The sequence below is a fragment of the Mycobacterium sp. E1386 genome (assembly GCF_001672745.1).
Lineage (GTDB): Bacteria > Actinomycetota > Actinomycetes > Mycobacteriales > Mycobacteriaceae > Mycobacterium.
This window is the reverse complement of sequence record NZ_LZKH01000173.1, coordinates 25,194-42,045: the sequence shown is the minus strand read 5'-3', so window position 1 is coordinate 42,045 and position 16,852 is coordinate 25,194. Positions and strand designations below refer to the sequence as shown.

Annotated in this window: 19 protein-coding genes; 10 read left to right on the top strand and 9 right to left on the bottom strand. The window is 67.2% G+C overall.

Features of this window, described 5'->3' with window-relative positions:
- Positions 1 to 47 precede the first annotated feature (47 nt).
- Complete coding sequence (locus A5709_RS17385) at positions 48 to 602, top strand: glycoside hydrolase (RefSeq protein WP_068007074.1); 555 nt, start codon at positions 48 to 50, stop codon at positions 600 to 602.
- Between the two features lie 324 nt (positions 603 to 926).
- Complete coding sequence (locus A5709_RS17380; protein WP_067949756.1) at positions 927 to 1,250, top strand: putative quinol monooxygenase; 324 nt, start codon at positions 927 to 929, stop codon at positions 1,248 to 1,250.
- On the opposite strand, the gene A5709_RS17375 is transcribed toward A5709_RS17380, so the two are convergent.
- A complete protein-coding gene (locus A5709_RS17375; protein ID WP_068121085.1) occupies positions 1,247 to 1,936 on the bottom strand; it encodes a guanylate cyclase in 690 nt (229 codons plus the stop codon). The genes A5709_RS17380 and A5709_RS17375 overlap by 4 nt on opposite strands.
- 100 nt (positions 1,937 to 2,036) lie before the next feature.
- Between A5709_RS17375 and A5709_RS17370 the strand changes: the two genes are divergently transcribed.
- Complete coding sequence (locus tag A5709_RS17370; RefSeq protein WP_067949760.1) at positions 2,037 to 2,246, top strand: hypothetical protein; 210 nt, start codon at positions 2,037 to 2,039, stop codon at positions 2,244 to 2,246.
- On the opposite strand, the gene A5709_RS17365 is transcribed toward A5709_RS17370, so the two are convergent.
- Positions 2,198 to 3,022, bottom strand: coding sequence for an adenylate/guanylate cyclase domain-containing protein (locus tag A5709_RS17365; protein ID WP_067949762.1), 825 nt, complete (start codon positions 3,020 to 3,022; stop codon positions 2,198 to 2,200). The genes A5709_RS17370 and A5709_RS17365 overlap by 49 nt on opposite strands.
- Positions 3,023 to 3,146: 124 nt before the next feature.
- Between A5709_RS17365 and A5709_RS17360 the strand changes: the two genes are divergently transcribed.
- The gene (locus tag A5709_RS17360; RefSeq protein WP_068121126.1) at positions 3,147 to 4,550 is read left to right on the top strand and encodes a glucose-6-phosphate dehydrogenase; all 1,404 of its coding nucleotides are present in this window, start codon (positions 3,147 to 3,149) and stop codon (positions 4,548 to 4,550) included.
- Positions 4,551 to 4,565: 15 nt separating this feature from the next.
- Positions 4,566 to 5,588: a phosphogluconate dehydrogenase (NAD(+)-dependent, decarboxylating) gene (gnd, locus tag A5709_RS17355; RefSeq protein ID WP_068007081.1), complete on the top strand. Its 1,023-nt coding sequence runs from the start codon at positions 4,566 to 4,568 to the stop codon at positions 5,586 to 5,588.
- A 68-nt stretch (positions 5,589 to 5,656) separates the two neighbouring features.
- On the opposite strand, the gene A5709_RS17350 is transcribed toward gnd, so the two are convergent.
- Positions 5,657 to 6,523 (bottom strand): alpha/beta fold hydrolase, encoded by an 867-nt coding sequence (locus A5709_RS17350; protein ID WP_067949766.1) that lies wholly within the window; start codon positions 6,521 to 6,523, stop codon positions 5,657 to 5,659.
- A gap of 122 nt (positions 6,524 to 6,645) precedes the next feature.
- Here A5709_RS17350 and A5709_RS17345 point away from each other — a divergent pair, with 122 nt between their 5' ends.
- The 3 genes from A5709_RS17345 to A5709_RS17335 all read left to right on the top strand — a co-directional run bounded on the left by A5709_RS17345 (position 6,646) and on the right by A5709_RS17335 (position 9,378).
- Positions 6,646 to 7,119: a VOC family protein gene (locus A5709_RS17345; protein WP_068007083.1), complete on the top strand. Its 474-nt coding sequence runs from the start codon at positions 6,646 to 6,648 to the stop codon at positions 7,117 to 7,119.
- A 111-nt stretch (positions 7,120 to 7,230) separates the two neighbouring features.
- Positions 7,231 to 8,136, top strand: coding sequence for an alpha/beta fold hydrolase (locus A5709_RS17340; RefSeq protein WP_067949770.1), 906 nt, complete (start codon positions 7,231 to 7,233; stop codon positions 8,134 to 8,136).
- The gene (locus A5709_RS17335) at positions 8,137 to 9,378 is read left to right on the top strand and encodes a WS/DGAT domain-containing protein (RefSeq protein WP_068007087.1); all 1,242 of its coding nucleotides are present in this window, start codon (positions 8,137 to 8,139) and stop codon (positions 9,376 to 9,378) included.
- Here A5709_RS17335 and A5709_RS17330 read toward each other — a convergent pair whose 3' ends face one another.
- Together A5709_RS17330 and A5709_RS17325 are read right to left on the bottom strand one after the other, a co-directional pair.
- The gene (locus A5709_RS17330) at positions 9,379 to 9,993 is read right to left on the bottom strand and encodes a hypothetical protein (RefSeq protein ID WP_068007090.1); all 615 of its coding nucleotides are present in this window, start codon (positions 9,991 to 9,993) and stop codon (positions 9,379 to 9,381) included.
- Positions 9,990 to 11,630 carry a pyruvate, phosphate dikinase gene (locus A5709_RS17325; RefSeq protein WP_231971932.1) on the bottom strand — a complete coding sequence of 547 codons (1,641 nt, stop codon included), beginning with the start codon at positions 11,628 to 11,630 and terminating at the stop codon, positions 9,990 to 9,992. The genes A5709_RS17330 and A5709_RS17325 overlap by 4 nt, the downstream gene beginning before the upstream one ends.
- Positions 11,631 to 11,770: 140 nt before the next feature.
- Here A5709_RS17325 and A5709_RS17320 point away from each other — a divergent pair, with 140 nt between their 5' ends.
- Positions 11,771 to 12,280: a DoxX family protein gene (locus A5709_RS17320; protein ID WP_068121078.1), complete on the top strand. Its 510-nt coding sequence runs from the start codon at positions 11,771 to 11,773 to the stop codon at positions 12,278 to 12,280.
- A gap of 208 nt (positions 12,281 to 12,488) precedes the next feature.
- On the opposite strand, the gene A5709_RS17315 is transcribed toward A5709_RS17320, so the two are convergent.
- The 3 genes from A5709_RS17315 to A5709_RS17305 all read right to left on the bottom strand — a co-directional run bounded on the left by A5709_RS17315 (position 12,489) and on the right by A5709_RS17305 (position 14,822).
- The gene (locus A5709_RS17315) at positions 12,489 to 12,977 is read right to left on the bottom strand and encodes a hypothetical protein (RefSeq protein ID WP_231986996.1); all 489 of its coding nucleotides are present in this window, start codon (positions 12,975 to 12,977) and stop codon (positions 12,489 to 12,491) included.
- Between the two features lie 69 nt (positions 12,978 to 13,046).
- The gene (locus A5709_RS17310) at positions 13,047 to 13,373 is read right to left on the bottom strand and encodes a hypothetical protein (RefSeq protein ID WP_067949782.1); all 327 of its coding nucleotides are present in this window, start codon (positions 13,371 to 13,373) and stop codon (positions 13,047 to 13,049) included.
- A gap of 84 nt (positions 13,374 to 13,457) precedes the next feature.
- Positions 13,458 to 14,822: an FAD-dependent oxidoreductase gene (locus A5709_RS17305; protein WP_068007098.1), complete on the bottom strand. Its 1,365-nt coding sequence runs from the start codon at positions 14,820 to 14,822 to the stop codon at positions 13,458 to 13,460.
- A 117-nt stretch (positions 14,823 to 14,939) separates the two neighbouring features.
- Between A5709_RS17305 and prpD the strand changes: the two genes are divergently transcribed.
- Positions 14,940 to 16,448, top strand: coding sequence for a 2-methylcitrate dehydratase PrpD (gene prpD, locus A5709_RS17300; protein WP_082974107.1), 1,509 nt, complete (start codon positions 14,940 to 14,942; stop codon positions 16,446 to 16,448).
- A 92-nt stretch (positions 16,449 to 16,540) separates the two neighbouring features.
- Here the strand turns inward: prpD and A5709_RS17295 are convergent, their stop codons facing one another.
- A complete protein-coding gene (locus A5709_RS17295) occupies positions 16,541 to 16,759 on the bottom strand; it encodes a hypothetical protein (protein WP_067949788.1) in 219 nt (72 codons plus the stop codon).
- Positions 16,760 to 16,852: the final 93 nt, after the last annotated feature.

Here is a 16,852-nt window from a genome sequence, read left to right as displayed (position 1 = left end):
CCACAAATTTTGGCGGATAATAACTGGCATTGCTAGCGTCCCCGGCCATGGTAGTACTTGCAACATTGATGTCATTGATCAATCAGGTATCCGGAACGCCTTATATTGCGGGTGGGGATTCTCCGTCCGGGACGGATTGCTCGGGACTCGTTTCCTGGGTTGCCAACGCGGCATCCGACAGGCCCGTCTTCGGAAACCGGTTCAACACCGGCAATGAAGAAGCGGCTTTGTTGGCGCGCGGCTTTCAATACGGAACCGCCCCTAACGCCCTCGTGATCGGGTGGAACGGCGGCCACACGGCCGCGACCCTGCCGGACGGGACCCCGGTGTCCAGCGGTGAGCACGGTGGAGTGCACATCGGTGGCGCCGGCGCCTACCAGGCCGGGTTCACGCATCACATGTTCCTGCCGATGCCGCCGGATGGCGAAGGCGCCCTTCCGCCGCCGCCGGACGCGCCGCCACCGCCGCCGGACGCGCCGCCGCCACCGCCGGAGGCGCCGCCCGTCCTGGTCGACGCCATGGCTCCCGCACCGCCCGCACCACCGGCCCCGCCGGCGCCCGAAATGCCGCCGCCCGGCGAACCGGGAATTGCGAATCCTTAACGAAAGCAATTCGCGAAAGTCTCAATCTTTCGTGCCACTATTTGACGCATATAGGACACGCAAGCAGAACAGGAGCCAGTGCACAGTGAAATAGCTCGGCTTGCGCACGGTCTGTGAGGCAGGCCACTTGCGCAGCTGCTAAGCGGTCCGCGATTCGCACGGAATCAATGCGAAAGTGCGCCCCGGGTGTTCAATTGCAACGCCCGGGGCGCACTTTGCTGAAGCCCGATCACGGCCGGCGGCGCCGACGGGCGGATATGCTGGCGCTGCCCGCCGCGACCGGGCGAGGCGCAGTATCCAGGAGCGAGCTAGGTGGGCACCGCAATGATCTTCATCGTCGTGAAGTTCGAGACCAAGCCCGAGTGGGCGGACCGCTGGCCAGAACTCGTCGCATCCTTCACCTCCGCCACTCGTGCCGAGGAAGGCAATCTCTGGTTCGAGTGGTCGCGAAGCCTGGACAACCCGGCGGAGTACGTTTTGGTGGAGGCGTTCCGTGACGGTGAGGCGGGCGGCATCCACGTCAACAGCGACCACTTCAAGCGGGCGATGCAAGAACTCCCGCAGGCACTGACGTCTACCCCGAAAATCATCAACCAGACCATCGACGCTTCCGGATGGTCCGAACTGGGTGAGATGTCGGTCGACTAGCCGGCTCCCGTTACCGTTACGGCAATTTCGTCGCCCAGCTGAAAGCCCGGAGCCAGCGGAAGCGTGTCACCGCTCCAGAACTTGCCGGGGTCAAACCAATTGGCGTCCTTGTCCGTGTTCAGCAATCCCATTTCCTGGTACGTGATCGCCACCGTCTCCGCGCAATAGGCAGTGGAAAGGCTCATCTTGCGCTCTTCCCGGCGGCGCCGGGTCTGCTCGCGAACCTTGCTGTCCACCACGGGGATTCCGCGAACCCAGTCATTGATGGTCGGGAGCCGGCCGCGGAACCAGCGACCGGTCAGCCGGGCAGTGGTGGGAAACGCGGTGCCGTCCATCCGGGCGATCACCCGCAGGAGCTTGTTTTCCTGTTCGCGGGTGGGGTGGGGTGTCAGCTGACGTAGCCAGCACCGCTGGTCGTAACGCTGCGTCCACTGCAAGACCGCCTGGTGCAGGTCGTTGAGCTGCACGCCGCGGTGGTTGGTTCCCGTCCACATGTCCTCGAGCTTGTCGCCCAGTTCGGCATGCCAAATCAACGGTGGCAGGTCGTCGATGGCCACCGTCATGCCGACGTGATTGACCGGTGCGTTCGTCAACGTCTGAATCGCGCGGTCGGGCCGGGAGCGGCCGCGAAACAACCAGAGGTCGCCCGTGCGAGTCTCGTTCAGCGCTTGATCGAGGGTGAGCATTATGAGGAGAGTACTTCGCGTCCGTCGTGAACACGTCCGCCCTCAGGCTTCGGAGTTGCAAGAGCGCACAAGTTGAACACAGCGCGAATACCCTGGGTTCATGCGCAATGTGTGGAAATGGCTTGGGCTGGCCGGCGTCGCCGGTGTCGTCGCCGGGGGCGCGCTGGTGGTTCGCGACCAACGCAAACGACGCGCCTATACGGCCGACGAGGTCCGGTCCCGCCTGCACCAGCGGCTGGCCGAATACGACGGCGAGGGCTTTCAGGCCGAATCGGGATCGGCCGGGACGTCGACGGCGAACAACCGATAGTTGCCCGAAAATCCCTTGAGTTCGACGTCGCGGCCTGCGTCGAAGCGGATGTCGTCACTGTCGGAAAGGGCATCTCGCACCGGCTGACTCACCAAGATCTCACCACCGGCCGCCTGCGCCGCAACCCTTGCCGCCATTGCGACGTTCCGGCCGAACAGATCGTCGCCGCGACGCACCGAGCGGCCCATGTGGATGCCGATCCGGACGCGAATCTCCTCGTGCCGCTTGCGCTTTGCGTCCTTGCGTAGCGCACGCTGTAGGTCGATGCCGCACCGCACCGCCTGGTCGGCGCGGGCGAATGCCACCATGAACCCGTCGCCCTGGCTCTTCACCACGTGACCAGACCGTCGCTGCACGAGCTCCGACACCAGCTTGTCGTGCGCCCCAATCAGCTTGACCCAGGCGCGATCACCGATCCGTTCGTTGAGCGCGGTGGATTCCTCGATGTCGGAGAACAGGATCACCACCCGGCCATCCGGTGTGACCCGCGCCAGGTCGGGGCGCTCCACCTCCGCCCAGTCGGCGAGGTCTTCGATCGAACTGCGCACGGCGGCGCCGAAGCCTTCTTTGCGCACTACGTTCGCGGTGTTCCACACCGTTTTGAGAGCCTCGCGGCCGCCCGACAGCAACCAATTGCGGGCGTCGGTGCGGTGCCGCAACTCGTCGATCTCCTGGCGGCTGCGGACCAGTAGCCGCGACACCACGGCGAGCGCGATAGCCTCGATCGCGGCAGCGCCGGCCAGCACGTAGACCGTGATATGCAGCGCGTCGCCCACGCAAGCATCCTGCCAAAGGCCGCGGTGGCTTGAGGTTGTCGGGTCTGTGTGCGGTGTCTAGTGTTAGGTCCGACCGCCGCGGGTAGTGAGTCTGGAAGAGCCGATGACTTTCGGAGGTGCGGGCTTGGCTGACGGCGGGGACAACTCTTCGAACAAGCTGGTGATATTCGGCATCACCGGAGACCTGGCGCGCAAGATGACGTACCGGGCCTTGTACCGGCTCGAGGCGCGCCGCATGCTGGACATCCCGATCGTCGGCGTGGCCAGTGACGACATCCCCCTCGAGAAGCTGGTCGGGCGCGCCCGCGACGCCATCAAGGCGTCGGGTGAGAAGTTCGACGACGCGGTGTTCGACCGGCTCGCGGGCCGGCTGTCCTATCTGCACGGTGACGTCACCGACGACAAGCTCTACGGCCAGCTCGCCGAGAAGATCGGCAAGGACTGCCGGCCGCTGTACTACCTGGAAATGCCGCCGTCCCTGTTCGCGCCGATCGTGGAAAACCTCGCCAAGGCCGACCTGTTGGAGTGCGCACGCGTCGCGGTGGAAAAGCCGTTCGGCCACGACCTGGCCTCTGCGCGTGACCTGAACGCCCGGCTGCGCGCGGTGCTCGACGAGGACCAGATCCTGCGGGTGGATCACTTCCTGGGCAAGCAACCCGTCGAAGAGCTGCAGTACCTGCGCTTCGCCAACAACGCGCTGGCCAAGCTGTGGGACCGGGACAGCATTTCCGAAATTCACATCACCATGGCCGAGGATTTCGGCATCGAGGACCGCGGCAAGTTCTACGACGCGGTGGGTGCCCTGCGTGACGTCGTGCAGAACCATCTGCTTCAGGTGCTCGCGCTGGTCGCGATGGAGCCCCCGGTCGGCCCCAGCGCCGATGACCTGAACGACAAGAAGGCCGAGGTGTTCCGCGCGATGCCGGCGCTGGATCCCGAGCGTTGCGTGCGTGGCCAGTACCGCGGCTACACCGACGTGGACGGGGTAACCAAGGATTCCCAAACCGAGACCTATATCGCGCTGCGGACCGAGATCGACAACTGGCGCTGGGCGGGCGTGCCGATCTTCTTGCGCGCGGGAAAAGCGTTGCCGGAGAAGGTCACCGAGGTGCGGATGTTCCTCCACCACGTTCCCGGATTCTCGTTCCTGCCCAACCGTCGGCCGCCCGCGCCCAACCAGATCGTGCTGCGCATCGATCCCGATCCGGGGATGCGGCTGCAGTTGTCCGCCCAAGTGGGCGACGAATGGCACGACGTACACCTGGACTCGTCGTTCGCGGAGGACCTCGGGGAAGCCGTGCGCCCCTACGAACGGCTCCTGTACGCCGCGCTCACCGGGGACCGCCAGCTGTTCGCCCGGGAGGACGCCATCGAGGAGACATGGCGGATCGTGCAACCCGTGCTGGACAAACCAGGCCGGATCCATCACTACGACCAGGGCTCCTGGGGACCCGAGGCCGCGCAGTCGCTGCTGCACGGCCACCGCAGCTGGCAAGAGCCGTGGCTGCCCAAGCAGACGTCACAGTAAGGAGAACAGGAAGAGATGCAGCTCGGGATGATCGGCCTCGGCCGGATGGGCGCGAACATCGTCCGCCGCGTCGCCAAGGACGGACACGAATGCGTGGTCTACGACCACAACCCGGACGCGGTCAAGGCGATGGCGGGGGAGGAGAGGACCACTGGGGTGGCGTCCCTGCAGGAGCTCGCCGAGAAGATGACCGCTCCGCGGGTGGTCTGGGTGATGGTGCCGGCGGGGACCATCACGACTGGGGTCATCGAGGAGCTGGCCAACACCCTGGACTCCGGCGACATCGTCATCGACGGCGGCAACTCGTACTACCGCGACGACATCAGCCACGCGAAGACGCTGTCGGAGAAGGGTATTCACCTACTGGACTGCGGCACCAGCGGCGGCGTGTGGGGCCGGGAACGCGGCTACTGCCTGATGATCGGCGGCGACGACGAGGCTTTCCTGCACGCCGAACCCATCTTCGCCTCTGTCGCTCCCGGAGTGGAAGCGGCACCGCGTACGCCGGGGCGTGACGGCGAGGTCGCGCGGTCGGAAAAGGGATACCTGCACTGCGGTCCGTCCGGCGCCGGGCACTTCGTCAAGATGGTGCACAACGGCATCGAGTACGGCATGATGGCCTCCCTCGCCGAGGGGCTGAACATATTGCGCGGTGCCGACATTGGCAAGCAGGTGCAAGAGGGCGACGCGGAAACGGCGCCGCTGTCGAATCCGGAGTTCTACCAGTACGACTTCGACATCCCCGAGGTCGCCGAGGTATGGCGCCGCGGCAGCGTCATCGGCTCCTGGCTGCTGGACCTGACCGCGATCGCGCTGCACGATTCGCCCGACCTCAAGGAGTTCTCCGGGCGAGTCTCCGACTCCGGGGAAGGCCGGTGGACCGCCATCGCGGCGATCGACGAGGGCGTCCCTTCGCCGGTACTGACGACCGCGCTGCAGTCCCGCTTCGCCTCGCGCTCACTCGATGACTTCGCGAACAAGGCGCTGTCGGCGATGCGCAAGCAGTTCGGCGGGCACGCCGAGAAGCCGGCGAACTAGCGGCGATCGCGAGCGCGGCGGAGCCGGGCGATGCGGGTCGCCGCCATCGGGACGCGGATCGCGGCCAATCAGTGCCGCTTGACGAACTTCACCACGGCGTCGCTGAACGCGTCGTTGTCGTCGCCGGCCGCGGTGTGCCCGGCGTTGGACAGCTCGACGAACTCCGCGCGGGGCACGCTGGCCAGGAAATGCCGGACGCCCTCGGGGCTCACCACGTCGGATAGCTTCCCGCGGATCAGTAGGACGGGAATCGAGAGGCTCTTCGCCGCCTGCTCGAACTTCTCGGTGCGCAGCTCGGGATCGTCGCCGGGCTTGGTCATGAACGCCGGGTCCCAGTGCCAGTACCAGCGGCCGTTCTCGCGCAGGCGCAGGTTCTTCTTCAGGCCCTCGGGGCTGCGCGGCTTGTCCCGGTATGGGAGGTAGGCGGCGACGGCGTCGGCGGCCTCCTCCAGGGAGTCGAAACCGTCGAGGCCGCTGATCATGAAGTCGCGAATGCGGGCGCTGCCGCCCTTCTCGAATCGGGGCACCACGTCGACGAGGACCAGTCGGGTCACCACCGCGGGCCCCGCCCGGTGGGCGGCGAGGATGCCGGTCAGCCCGCCCATGCTCGCGCCGATGATCATCACCGGCCGGCCGATCGCCTCGATCACCTTCAAGACATCGGCGGTCAGGGTCTCGACGTCGTAGTCGGCATTGGGTGCGCGATCGCTGTCACCGTGTCCCCGGCTGTCGACTGCGACGACGTGCAAGCCCTCGTCGGCGAGCGTTTGGCCGGTGTTTTTCCAGGAATGCCGGTTCTGGCCGCCACCGTGCAGCATGAGGACGCTCGGGCGCCCCGCGCCGTCGGTCCCGCCATTCCATTCGTCGGCGACCAGGGTGATGCCGCCGACACCGGAAAACTCGACCGTCTGAGGGAGGCTGCTGACGGTGCTCATGCGACCTGACGTTACATAGGGGGCTTAAGCACCGTCTCGCGGGTCGGCGACGCGATGAGTTTTCCCGCTGGCCGGGGTCTACCCAGTGACAACACCAACGATCAAAAAGGAGACCCGGGCCTATGCCATCGATCACCCCGTCGCTGTGGTTCGACCATGACCTGGAGGAGGCGGCCAGGTTCTACACCTCGATTTTCCCGAACTCTCACATCGAGGGCCTCAACCGAACCACGGAGGCCGGACCGGGCGAGCCGGGCACCGTCCTGTCCGGCAGCTTCGTGCTGGACGGCACCCGGTTCATCGGCATCAACGGCGGCCCGCACTTCCACTTCACCGAAGCGGTGTCGTTCACCATCCACTGCAAGGACCAGGACGAGGTCGACTACTACTGGGAGCGGTTGACCGACGGCGGCGAGGAATCGCAGTGCGGTTGGTGCAAGGACCGCTTCGGCCTCAGCTGGCAGATCGTCCCGGACCGGCTCTACGAGCTGATCAGCGACCCCGACCGGGCACGCGCGGCGGCCGCCACCCAAGCGATGTATGGCATGCGAAAGATCGTCATCGCCGATTTGGATCGGGCCGCCGCGCAGGTTTAGCGAAACTCCCTGTGGCAGCACCGCTTTGACCGCTTGGGGCATGCGGTCGGTGCGTCGCGGGCCCGCACGCGTTAGGTTGGTCCGTGCGGACGCGCCGAGCAGGGAGTGGACATGGGTGAACCAGGCTGGATCGACGTGCCCAGCCCTGCGGGGGACCTGAAGGCACTCACCTGGGGGCCACGCGGTGGCCCCATCGCCTTGTGCCTGCACGGCTTCCCCGACACGCCCTACGGGTTCCGCAAGATCGCTCCCCGGCTCGTCGAGTCCGGCTGGCGGGTGGTGGCCCCCTTCATGCGCGGATACGCGCCGTCGTCGATCCCGGCCGACGGCAGCTATCACGTCGGCGCAATGATGGACGACGCCTTGCGGGTGCGCTCGGCAGCCGGCGGCACCGACGGTGACGTGGTGATCGGCCACGACTGGGGTGCGATCGCCACCACCGGTCTGGCCGCCATGCCCGACAGCCCGTTCACCAAGGCCGTGATCATGTCGGTGCCGCCGTCCGCGGCCTTCCGCCGCAAGGCAGGCGCGGCGGAGCGCGGACGGCTGGCCGGCCAACTGGCGCGTCAACTGCTGCGCAGCTGGTACATCATGTACTTCCAATTGCCCTTGTTGCCAGAGCATTCCGCGTCCTGGGTGCTGCCGCTGCTGTGGCGGCGGTGGTCACCGGGCTATCGTGCCGACGAGGATCTGCGCCACGTCGACGCGGCGATCGGGACGCCGGAGAGCTGGCGTGCGGCGCTCGGACCGTACCGCGCCACGATCCGCAACACCCGGCCGCCGGCGCAGTATGCCGAACTGAACGAGCTGTGGACAGCGGAGCCGGTGTGGCCGTGCCTGTACCTGCATGGCCGCGACGACGGCTGCATGACATCGGCTTTCGCCCGCTGGGCGGAGAAGGTGTTGCCGCCGGGCAGCGAGATGGCGATCGTGGATCACGCTGGGCACTTCCTGCAGCTCGAGCAGCCCGACAAGGTCGCCGACCTGATCCTCGGGTTCATCGGCTCACCCGGCTGAATGGCGCCGCAGCGGTTGGCCGCTGTCGATGCGCAGTTCTACTGGATGTCGGCCAAGATTCCCAACGACGAGTTCTTGCTCTACGCGTTCGACGGCGAGCCCGTCGACTACGCCCACGTCATTGAGCAACTCCGCCGGCGGGCCAGCGAGGATCCGGAGCTGGCGCTGCGGCTGCGGGATCGCGGCCCGCTCGTGTATCCGCAGTGGGTTCCCGCGGCCGTCACGCCCGACCAGGTCGTCCGCCACGACCTCGAGGACCGCAGCTGGGCCGGCTGCCTGGCCGCCGTCGTCGCCCTTGCCGGCGACCAGCTGGACGTGCGCCGGATGCCCTGGCGGCTGCATGTCTTCAGCGCGGTGCTGGGCATCCCGGGCGTGACCGGACCGGGGAGCGTGGCCGTAATGCAGGTCGCGCACGCGCTGGCCGACGGGGCCCGAGCCTCCGCGATGGCGGGTTGGCTCTTCGGCCGGCCGGACCACGTGCCCGGGGTGCGGCGGCTGCGGGCCGGATTCTTGCCGTGGCGAGCCGCGCAGGCGGCTCGCGCCCATCGGCAGTTGGAGTGCGACACTCGCGCGGGTCTGCTGACCGCCAAGGCAGATCCCCGGCCACTGCTGCCGACGAATGCGCGGCCTGGCGCGGCCCGGTCGGTGCGCACGCTGGTGCGGCACCGCTCGCAGTTGCGCGGCCCTACTGTCACGGTGGGCGCGCTGACGGCGATATCCGCGGCGCTCTACGAGTTGCTGGGCGACGCCGCCGATACGCTGGGCGCCGAGGTTCCGATGGCCAAACCCGGTGTCGCGCATGCGTATAACCACTTCGGTAACGTCACGGTGGGTCTGTATCCGAAGCTGGGGTGGGAAGCCCGCGCCGAGCGGATCGCGGCGGAGCTGGCCAACGGCCGGCGCCGCTTCGCGCATCCGGCCACGCGTTACGCCGACCGAGCCTTCGCGGCGGTACCCGCAGCCCTCTTACGTTGGGGCGTAGCCCAATTCGATTTCGATGTCCGCCCCGAGCAGGTATCCGGCAACACCGTGTTGTCCAGCGTGTACCGCGGGCCGGCCGATCTGACCTTCGGCGGAACCCGGGTGGTCCTGACGGCCGGCTACCCGGCGCTGTCGCCGGTGATGGGGCTGACGCATGGCGTGCACGGCATCGGCGACACCATCGCGGTCAGCGTGCACGCCGCCGAGTCGGCCGTCCCCGACATCGATGCCTACGTGCGGCTTCTCGACGCGGTGTTGTAGCTACTGCGCGTCACCGGATCGGGCGGCTTCCTCCCGCGTGAGGCCGACGGCGGAGATCAGCTCCTCGTGCAGCTCGAACCACACGGTGTGGTAAGAATCGATGAGCGGCCTGGTCAGCCATGCCGTCTCGCCTGCCCGCACTTTGCCCAGCGCCGCAACCAGTTTCGCCGGGTATGCGTTCAGCCGCGGCAGCTGCGCCGCGACCGACTCGATGATGGGCAGCACCCGCGCATGCAAATCGTCGAGGCGGGCCAGCACCGCCGCGTCGTATTCCGCGTCGTCGTGCGCGTTCGGGGTGCCGTCGGGACCGCCCTTGAGCTGCCAGTCGGTGACCAAGGATTTGAAATCGGCGTTGACGGGCCGAAAGTCGTCGTAGGCGGCGGCCAGCGCCGCCCGGTCGGCACCGCTGCGCTCCTCGGCCAGTAGCGTCGCGAGCCGGTCGCGCCCGGCGGGGGTGATCCGCACGGTCGCCTCGTTGACCAGTAGGCCTGCCGCGGTCAACTGTTCGACGACGGCCGTCACGTCGGCGAGGTCTTCGTTGAGTGTCGCGGCAAGCTCGGCGGGACGTAGCCGGCCCTTCAGCCGAACCGCTTGCAACACCGCCAATTCGGTCATGGCGTGGTCTCGCCCGCGAGCCGCAGCGCGGTCAGCATGACGATCAGCGGGGTGGCCGAAACGACGTCGGTGTGTCCGCGTTTCATCGCCTCCGCGACCGCGTCGTCGGTGGCGTCATCCAGCCGCATGTGGCCGCCAGAGGTGTGGGCGCGCAGCGGGCTGAGCCGTCGGGCGATGTCGGCCAACTCCCGCAGTTCGGGTGTATCGCTTTCGGACCACGCGGACAGGCTCAGGTTGCCCTCGCGCACTTCGCCTTTCGCGCCGTCGACGGTGATCAGCTTGCCGGCCAGGGATGCGGCGACCCCAGGGCCACAACCCACCACAGCCACCCGGCCGAGTTCGCGGCTGACCACCGCCGCGTGGCTGGCCGCCCCGCCGACCTCGGTGACGATGCCTTGCGCGGCGAGCATGCCGGAGACGTCTTCCGGCCGGGTGTGATCGCGCACCAGGATCACCGGCTCACCTCGCTCGGCGGCATCGAGCGCCTCGTCGACGTCGGTGTATGCCCTGCCCGACGCGACGCCCGGGCAGGCCGGCAATCCCTTGGCCAGAAGTCTTGCCGACAAACGTATTTCCGGCTGTAATGCCGGTAGCAGCAGAGTTTGTACGTGCGCCGGGGTCACCCGTCTCAGCGTCTCCGCGTCGTCGATGAGCCCCTCGTGCCGCAGCTGTAATGCGAGGCGCACCGCTGCCTGCGCCGACCGCTCCGCGCCCCGTGTCTGCAGCAGCCAGAGTTTGCCGTCTTCGACGGTGAACTCGATCTCTTGAACGTCGGACCCGAGTCGCTCCAATCTGCGGGCGGCGTCCATCAAGTCGTCGTAGACGGCCGGCTGCTCTTCGCGCAGGGCGGTGACCGGCTCGACGTCGACCGACCCGGACACCACGTCGTCACCCTGTCCGCCGGGTAGCCATTCGCCGAACGGTGTGCGGTCGCCGGTGACGGGATTGCGTGAAATGAGAACGCCCGCACCGGAATCGGGGCCGTGGTTGCCGAACACCATCGCCTGCACGACGACAGCCGTGCCGCTCTGATCGTCGCCGCCGGAATGGGCGCGGTAGGCGAGGGCCCGGGGCGAGTTCCACGAGGCGAACACCGCCTCGATGCCGGCGCGTAGCTGCGCATAGGGGTCGGCGGGCGCCGATTCTTGTTCGTCCAATCCGACGATGCGCCGATACATGCGGTCGAACCGCCGGCGCGTGTCGCGGGCGAACGCGGCGGCGCCGGCGGCGGCGAGCGCCTGCTCGACATCATCGTTCATGCCGAGGTCCAAGATCGTGTCCATCATGCCCGGCATCGACTGGGTGGCCCCCGAGCGCACGCTGACCAGCAGCGGACGCGGGCCCCGACCGAACGTGCGCGAAGTCTGCGCCTCCAGCCAGCTCATCCGGTCCAGCACGTCGGCCCAGATCGCGTCGATGGTGGCCCCGGGGTCGGCGAGGTACCGCAGCCCCACCTCGGTGGTGATGCAGAAGGCGGGCGGCACCGGCAGACCGTGGCGGTGCATCACCTCGATGCCGTGGCCCTTGTTGCCCAGCAGCGCCCGCGGATGACTGGCCGTGCCGTCCAGTAACACCACGGAATGCCCGTCAGGCGAGGCGCTAGACGCGCCACAGGGAGCGCCGCTGCCTCGTGCGATACGAGCCGTGGTGCACCCCCTTCTGGTCGGCTGCCGATCGGCCAATGTCGGAACGTCCGCAATGTTCCCACACGCGCCGCGGGAGTTAGCTGCTCGGCGGTCCTGTTATCCGGTCCGCCCGATGATCTAGGTTTGCAGGTATGACTCCCTACGACGTCGGGTTACTGATCTTGCGGCTGGTGTTGGGCGTGACGTTGGCCGCGCATGGCTACAACAAGTTCTTCGGTGGCGGCCGCATCCCGGGCACCGCGCGGTGGTTCGAAAGCATCGGCATGAAGCCGGGCAAGTTCCACGCCACCGTGGCTGCCACGACCGAGATGGCCGCCGGGTTGGGCCTGGCCGCCGGTCTGCTCACCCCGATCCCCGCCGCCGGCTTCGTGTCGTTGATGCTGGTCGCGGCCTGGACGGTGCACCGCGTCAACGGCTTCTTCATCGTCAAGGAGGGCTGGGAGTACAACCTGGTCCTGGCGGTCAGCGCCGTGGTCGTCGCCACCCTGGGCGCCGGAAAGCTGAGCCTGGACTACGTCGTGTTCGGGCACAACTGGATGGACGGCTGGCGCGGCTTACTCATCTCTGTCGTGCTCGGCCTGGCCGGAGCGCTCGGCCAGCTGGTGATCTTCTACCGTCCTCCCGCTAAGCAGGCCGGTTAGCTGGCGACCGACCGCGCCGACGTGCGATGGCCGCGGCGAGTACTTCTATCCGCTGGCGCGACTGACTGATGCCAGCGCTCCGGGTGTTCCGATGGATAGCGGTGTGAGTCCTGCGGGATGAGCGGCTTACCGGGATCGCGGACGCCGAGCGCACTTGAAGTCGCGCTATCCGTAGCGATGTGTCTCGACTTTGATACCGCGGCCAAGGTCAGCTCTGCCGGTTCACCTGCGGAGTGGATGGTTCGCTGACAGCCCTCTTCCTTTTGGCAACGATAAGCGTGGCGCATACCACCAGTACGCCGGTGGAGGCGGCTTCGGCGATCAACGCCCAGGAGTTCAGCACTTGCCGGTCGGGGACCACGGATATGCCTAATTCGTTCTTGGCGTCGCCGGCGAGTACGGCCGGATACGCCAGACACAAGACGGCGCTGAGGAATGCGACGACCGCGCATCCGCACGCCACGAATCCGAGCACCCGCACTCGGCTCGCGCCAAGCAGCGCGCCGCCGGCGGCAATCGAGGCGATCAGTACGACCCACCCCGGCGTGCCGTTGACCAGGCCGGTGAACAGGCCACCATAGTGATCGCCGTGCTCGCCGATGTAGATGCCCAGACCATTCCAGCGAATGGGCAGGCCCAACGGGCTGACATCGACCCATGGCAGAAGAGTCAGTGCGGCCGACGCGATGGCCGCCACGACGGCCACTACATCAATTACCCTGGTACGCAACGGTTCCCCCTCGATCCATTCAGCCGCCGATTTCTGTCATGAGTTGGGCATGATCTCAACGGGATTTTCGCTCAGGGGCTCAATCACGATGGCGACGTCCTTCATCAGCTCGATCGAGCGATTAGTTTCGAGGACACTCTGTACGTCTCCCTCGAGAATCATGTAGCCCGCACGATTCATCTTCTCAAAGAAGTCGATAAGCGACTCCCTGCTGCGGAACACCGGGAAGAACTGCATTTCGCCGCGTCCTAGTAAGAAAGCCTTTTGTCTGCCGTCTTTAGTGTTGCCAAAAGGGGTGGAGTAGTAGACCTTTTCCGCACTGAGAGCTTGTGCGGAGTGACTTTTCTTCCTGAAGAAGCCCACAGTGTCTCCTCCCCCCGTGCCGCTGGTCGGCCAGCCAGTGCGACGTTACATCCAAACCGCGGGCCCTGAACCAGAAGTGGCCGGCTAGGCGACCGCCGCTGTCTCGGCCTCCCGCACTTCGGTCGCCGCGCGCTCACCGGAGCGGATCGCGCCGTCGATCCACCCGCACATGACGGCCGAGCTTTCCGTCCCCGCCCAGTGGATTCGGCCGCAGGGCTCGCGCAGGGTGTAACCGAATTCGGTCAGCACGCCGGTCGGGGCGTGGCTGATCATCCCCCCGCCGGAGTAGCGCTCGACGGTCCAGTTCTGCTCGTGGTACTCCTGCGGCGTCCTCGCCTTCTCACCGAACCGGTCCACCAGCTCACCGACGAGCGCCGCTCTGCGCTCGGCCTCGTTGAGCTTGGTCAGCCGCCGCGCCGCGGGCCCTTCGGTGATGACGCACATGACGCCGGGGTCACCGGTGTCCGTGCAGGCGTCGATCGTCAGGGTGGCCGGGGATCCCGGTGCGGCCGATTGACCCGACAGCCCGTCGGCGCGCCAGAACGGCTCGTCGTAGATGATCGACGTCTTGATCACCGCGCCGCTCGGCATCCGATGGTGCAGCATCGCCCGATCCACCGGCAGCAACGGCTCGTAGACGATCGAGGCGGCGATCGCCAGCGGGATCGCCACAATGACTCGCCGGGCGCGCACCGTCAGGTCGGCGGCGGTCACCGTCACGCCGTCGGAGTCCTGGGCGATTTGCCGGACCGGTTGCGAAAGGTGCACCGCGTCACCCAATTCGGCCGCGATGGGACCGTAAATCGCGCCCATTCCCCCGACCGGGCGGGCGTCCTGGGAGCCGCCCTTCCCCGAAATCGCGAACGTCAGCCCGCCCGCGGACGCCGTCTGCAACAACCCCCACAGCAAGGACGTCTCTGACGCCGCCGAGGTGTAGAGGCCGGCAAAAGCCATGTCCAGCATTTCGCGGGCCTGCTTGGACATGGTGTTCTGCTCGATCCACTCGCCCAGGCTGATGCGGTCCCACTCGTCGGCGTGTTTGGCGTCCCAAGGCGCCTCGCACGGAAGCGATTTGGCCATTTTCTCGATCGACAGCAAACCGACGCCGAGGTTGGCGACCGCCCATGGGCTCATCGTCCAGGGGACGGTGCCGCCGTAGCGGTGCTTCTTGCCGTCGACGATCATCATGGCGTCGCCGTCGTTGTGCTGCTTGTACTCGGAGACGCCGAACTCGTCCATCAGCGCGTAGATCCGGTCCTGGCCCGGTCCGATCCATGCGCCGCCGCGATCGATCCACGTACCGTCGGGGCGGTACTCGGTGAAGGTGCGGCCGCCGACCCTGTCGCGCGCCTCCAGCAAGGCCACCGAATGACCCGCCCGCTTCAACCGCAGGGCGGCCGTCAATCCCGCGAATCCCGCTCCGACCACGCAATAGTCGACCTCTGACATGGCTGGCTCCTCAACCTATGCCCCACCCAGCAGCAAATTACACCGCCGGCGGCATCGGCAGGAGCGGGTTCACGCAGATTTCCGCACGCATTATCGCCACCCATAGGGTGCCAATTTGTGTTGGTGCATACGGTTCGGACACGGCGCAGCTCCGACGACTTTCCCCGTCCCGAACACCTCGCCGCCAAGATCGCCGAAGTCGCCGCCGACCTGGTTGCCGTCGAACCGGAAACCGCGGAGATGGTGGCGAACCGGATCATCGACAACGCGGCGGTGAGCGCCGCCGCCGTGCTGCGCCGGCCCGTCACCGTGGCGCGACAACAGGCGCTGGCCCGTCCCGTGCGCTGCGGGGCCAGGGTTTTCGGCGTCGACGGAACCTATTCGGTCGAGTGGGCGGCCTGGGCCAACAGCGTCGCGGTGCGCGAACTCGACTTCCACGACACGTTTTTGGCCGCCGAGTACTCCCACCCGGGTGACAACATCCCCCCGCTGGTCGCTGTCGCCCAGCAGCTGGGCCTGCCCGGCGCCGACCTGATCCGCGGCCTGGCCACCGCCTACGAGATACAGATCGACCTGGCCCGCGGAATCTGCCTGCACGAGTACAAGATCGACCATGTCGCGCATCTGGGGCCGTCCGTGGCGGCTGGCATCGGGACCATGCTGCGGTTGGACACCGAGACGATCTACCAGGCGGTCGGGCAGGCGCTGCACCTGACCACCAGCACCCGCCAATCCCGCAAGGGGCTGATCTCCAGTTGGAAGGCCTTCGCCCCGGCCCACTCCGGCAAGGTCGCGATCGAGGCCGTCGATCGGGCGATGCGCGGCGAGGGATCTCCGGCGCCCATCTGGGAGGGCGAGGACGGGGTGATCGCCAGGCTGCTGGGTGGGCCCGAACGTGAATACCGCGTGCCGCTGCCCGCTCCCGGCGAGCCGAAGCGCGCGATTCTGGACAGCTATACCAAGGAGCACTCGGCCGAATACCAGAGCCAGGCGCCGATCGACCTGGCCCGACGGTTACGCGAGCGCATCCGCGACCTCGGTGAGATCGCGAGGGTCGTACTGCACACCAGCCACCACACCCATGTAGTCATCGGAACGGGCTCCGGGGATCCGCAGAAGTTCGATCCGGACGCGTCGCGGGAGACGCTCGACCACTCGCTGCCCTACATCTTCGCCGTTGCGCTGCAGGACGGCAGCTGGCACCACGAACGCTCCTACGCTGCCGAGCGGGCCCACCGGCCCGACACCGTCGAGCTGTGGCACAAGATCTCGACGGTGGAGGATCCGGAATGGACCCGCCGCTACCACGCGACGGATCCCGCCGAGAAGGCGTTCGGGGCACGCGCCGAGGTCACGCTGAAGAGCGGGGAAGTGATCGTCGACGAGCTGGCCGTCGCCGACGCCCATCCGCTGGGCGCCCGGCCCTTCCGGCGTCCGCAGTACGTGCAGAAGTTCACCGAGCTCGCCGGCGACGTGGTGGAACCGGCCGAGCGGGAACGGTTTCTCTCCACCGTGGACGCGCTCGCCGATCTGCGGTCGGGCGATCTCGGCGCGCTCAACGTGACGGTTGATCCGCGGGCGCTCGGGCGGGCGCCGGTGACGCCGCCGGGACTCTTTCGTGAGTGAAATCGCTTGTGCACAAACGGTTTTCAGTGTGCGTCCAGCGCGGTAATTTCACGTGGTTCCCGCCCTCGGCTCACCCGGAAAGCGCGGGCGAGCTAGGGGCTGGGGGCGGGCCCGCCGTATTGCCACACCAGGTCGTGGGTGCCCGTCATCGTGGGGTTGCACCACATCGTCCTGTTGTTGGCATCCTGGGTGGTCGCATGCAGGACCGTGCAGGCATCACCGGGCGCGGGCGCGTCGGCGCGGGCGACGGGCACGGCACTGACGAACGCCGCCAGCGCTGCGGCCGATATGAGAATTTGAAACCTGGTCATGGTGGACGCCTCCTAGGGGCCGCGCCGATCCGGTTTCACGCTATCCGGGGGCGTCGTCGCAGGCAAAGCCTTCTTGCCGGGCTTGGGTCACGC

Bases quoted from the DNA above. Each gene is read 5' to 3' on its own strand.
- A5709_RS17335 (WP_068007087.1), top strand. From the start codon at position 8,137: ATGGCGCCGCAGCGGTTGGCCGCTGTCGATGCGCAGTTCTACTGGATG.
- A5709_RS17380 (WP_067949756.1), top strand. From the start codon at position 927: ATGATCTTCATCGTCGTGAAGTTCGAGACCAAGCCCGAGTGGGCGGAC.
- A5709_RS17370 (WP_067949760.1), top strand. From the start codon at position 2,037: ATGCGCAATGTGTGGAAATGGCTTGGGCTGGCCGGCGTCGCCGGTGTC.
- A5709_RS17295 (WP_067949788.1), bottom strand. From the start codon at position 16,759: ATGACCAGGTTTCAAATTCTCATATCGGCCGCAGCGCTGGCGGCGTTC.
- A5709_RS17375 (WP_068121085.1), bottom strand. From the start codon at position 1,936: ATGCTCACCCTCGATCAAGCGCTGAACGAGACTCGCACGGGCGACCTC.
- A5709_RS17330 (WP_068007090.1), bottom strand. From the start codon at position 9,993: ATGACCGAATTGGCGGTGTTGCAAGCGGTTCGGCTGAAGGGCCGGCTA.
- A5709_RS17385 (WP_068007074.1), top strand. From the start codon at position 48: ATGGTAGTACTTGCAACATTGATGTCATTGATCAATCAGGTATCCGGA.
- A5709_RS17345 (WP_068007083.1), top strand. From the start codon at position 6,646: ATGCCATCGATCACCCCGTCGCTGTGGTTCGACCATGACCTGGAGGAG.
- A5709_RS17320 (WP_068121078.1), top strand. From the start codon at position 11,771: ATGACTCCCTACGACGTCGGGTTACTGATCTTGCGGCTGGTGTTGGGC.
- A5709_RS17305 (WP_068007098.1), bottom strand. From the start codon at position 14,822: ATGTCAGAGGTCGACTATTGCGTGGTCGGAGCGGGATTCGCGGGATTG.
- A5709_RS17340 (WP_067949770.1), top strand. From the start codon at position 7,231: ATGGGTGAACCAGGCTGGATCGACGTGCCCAGCCCTGCGGGGGACCTG.
- A5709_RS17350 (WP_067949766.1), bottom strand. From the start codon at position 6,523: ATGAGCACCGTCAGCAGCCTCCCTCAGACGGTCGAGTTTTCCGGTGTC.
- gnd (WP_068007081.1), top strand. From the start codon at position 4,566: ATGCAGCTCGGGATGATCGGCCTCGGCCGGATGGGCGCGAACATCGTC.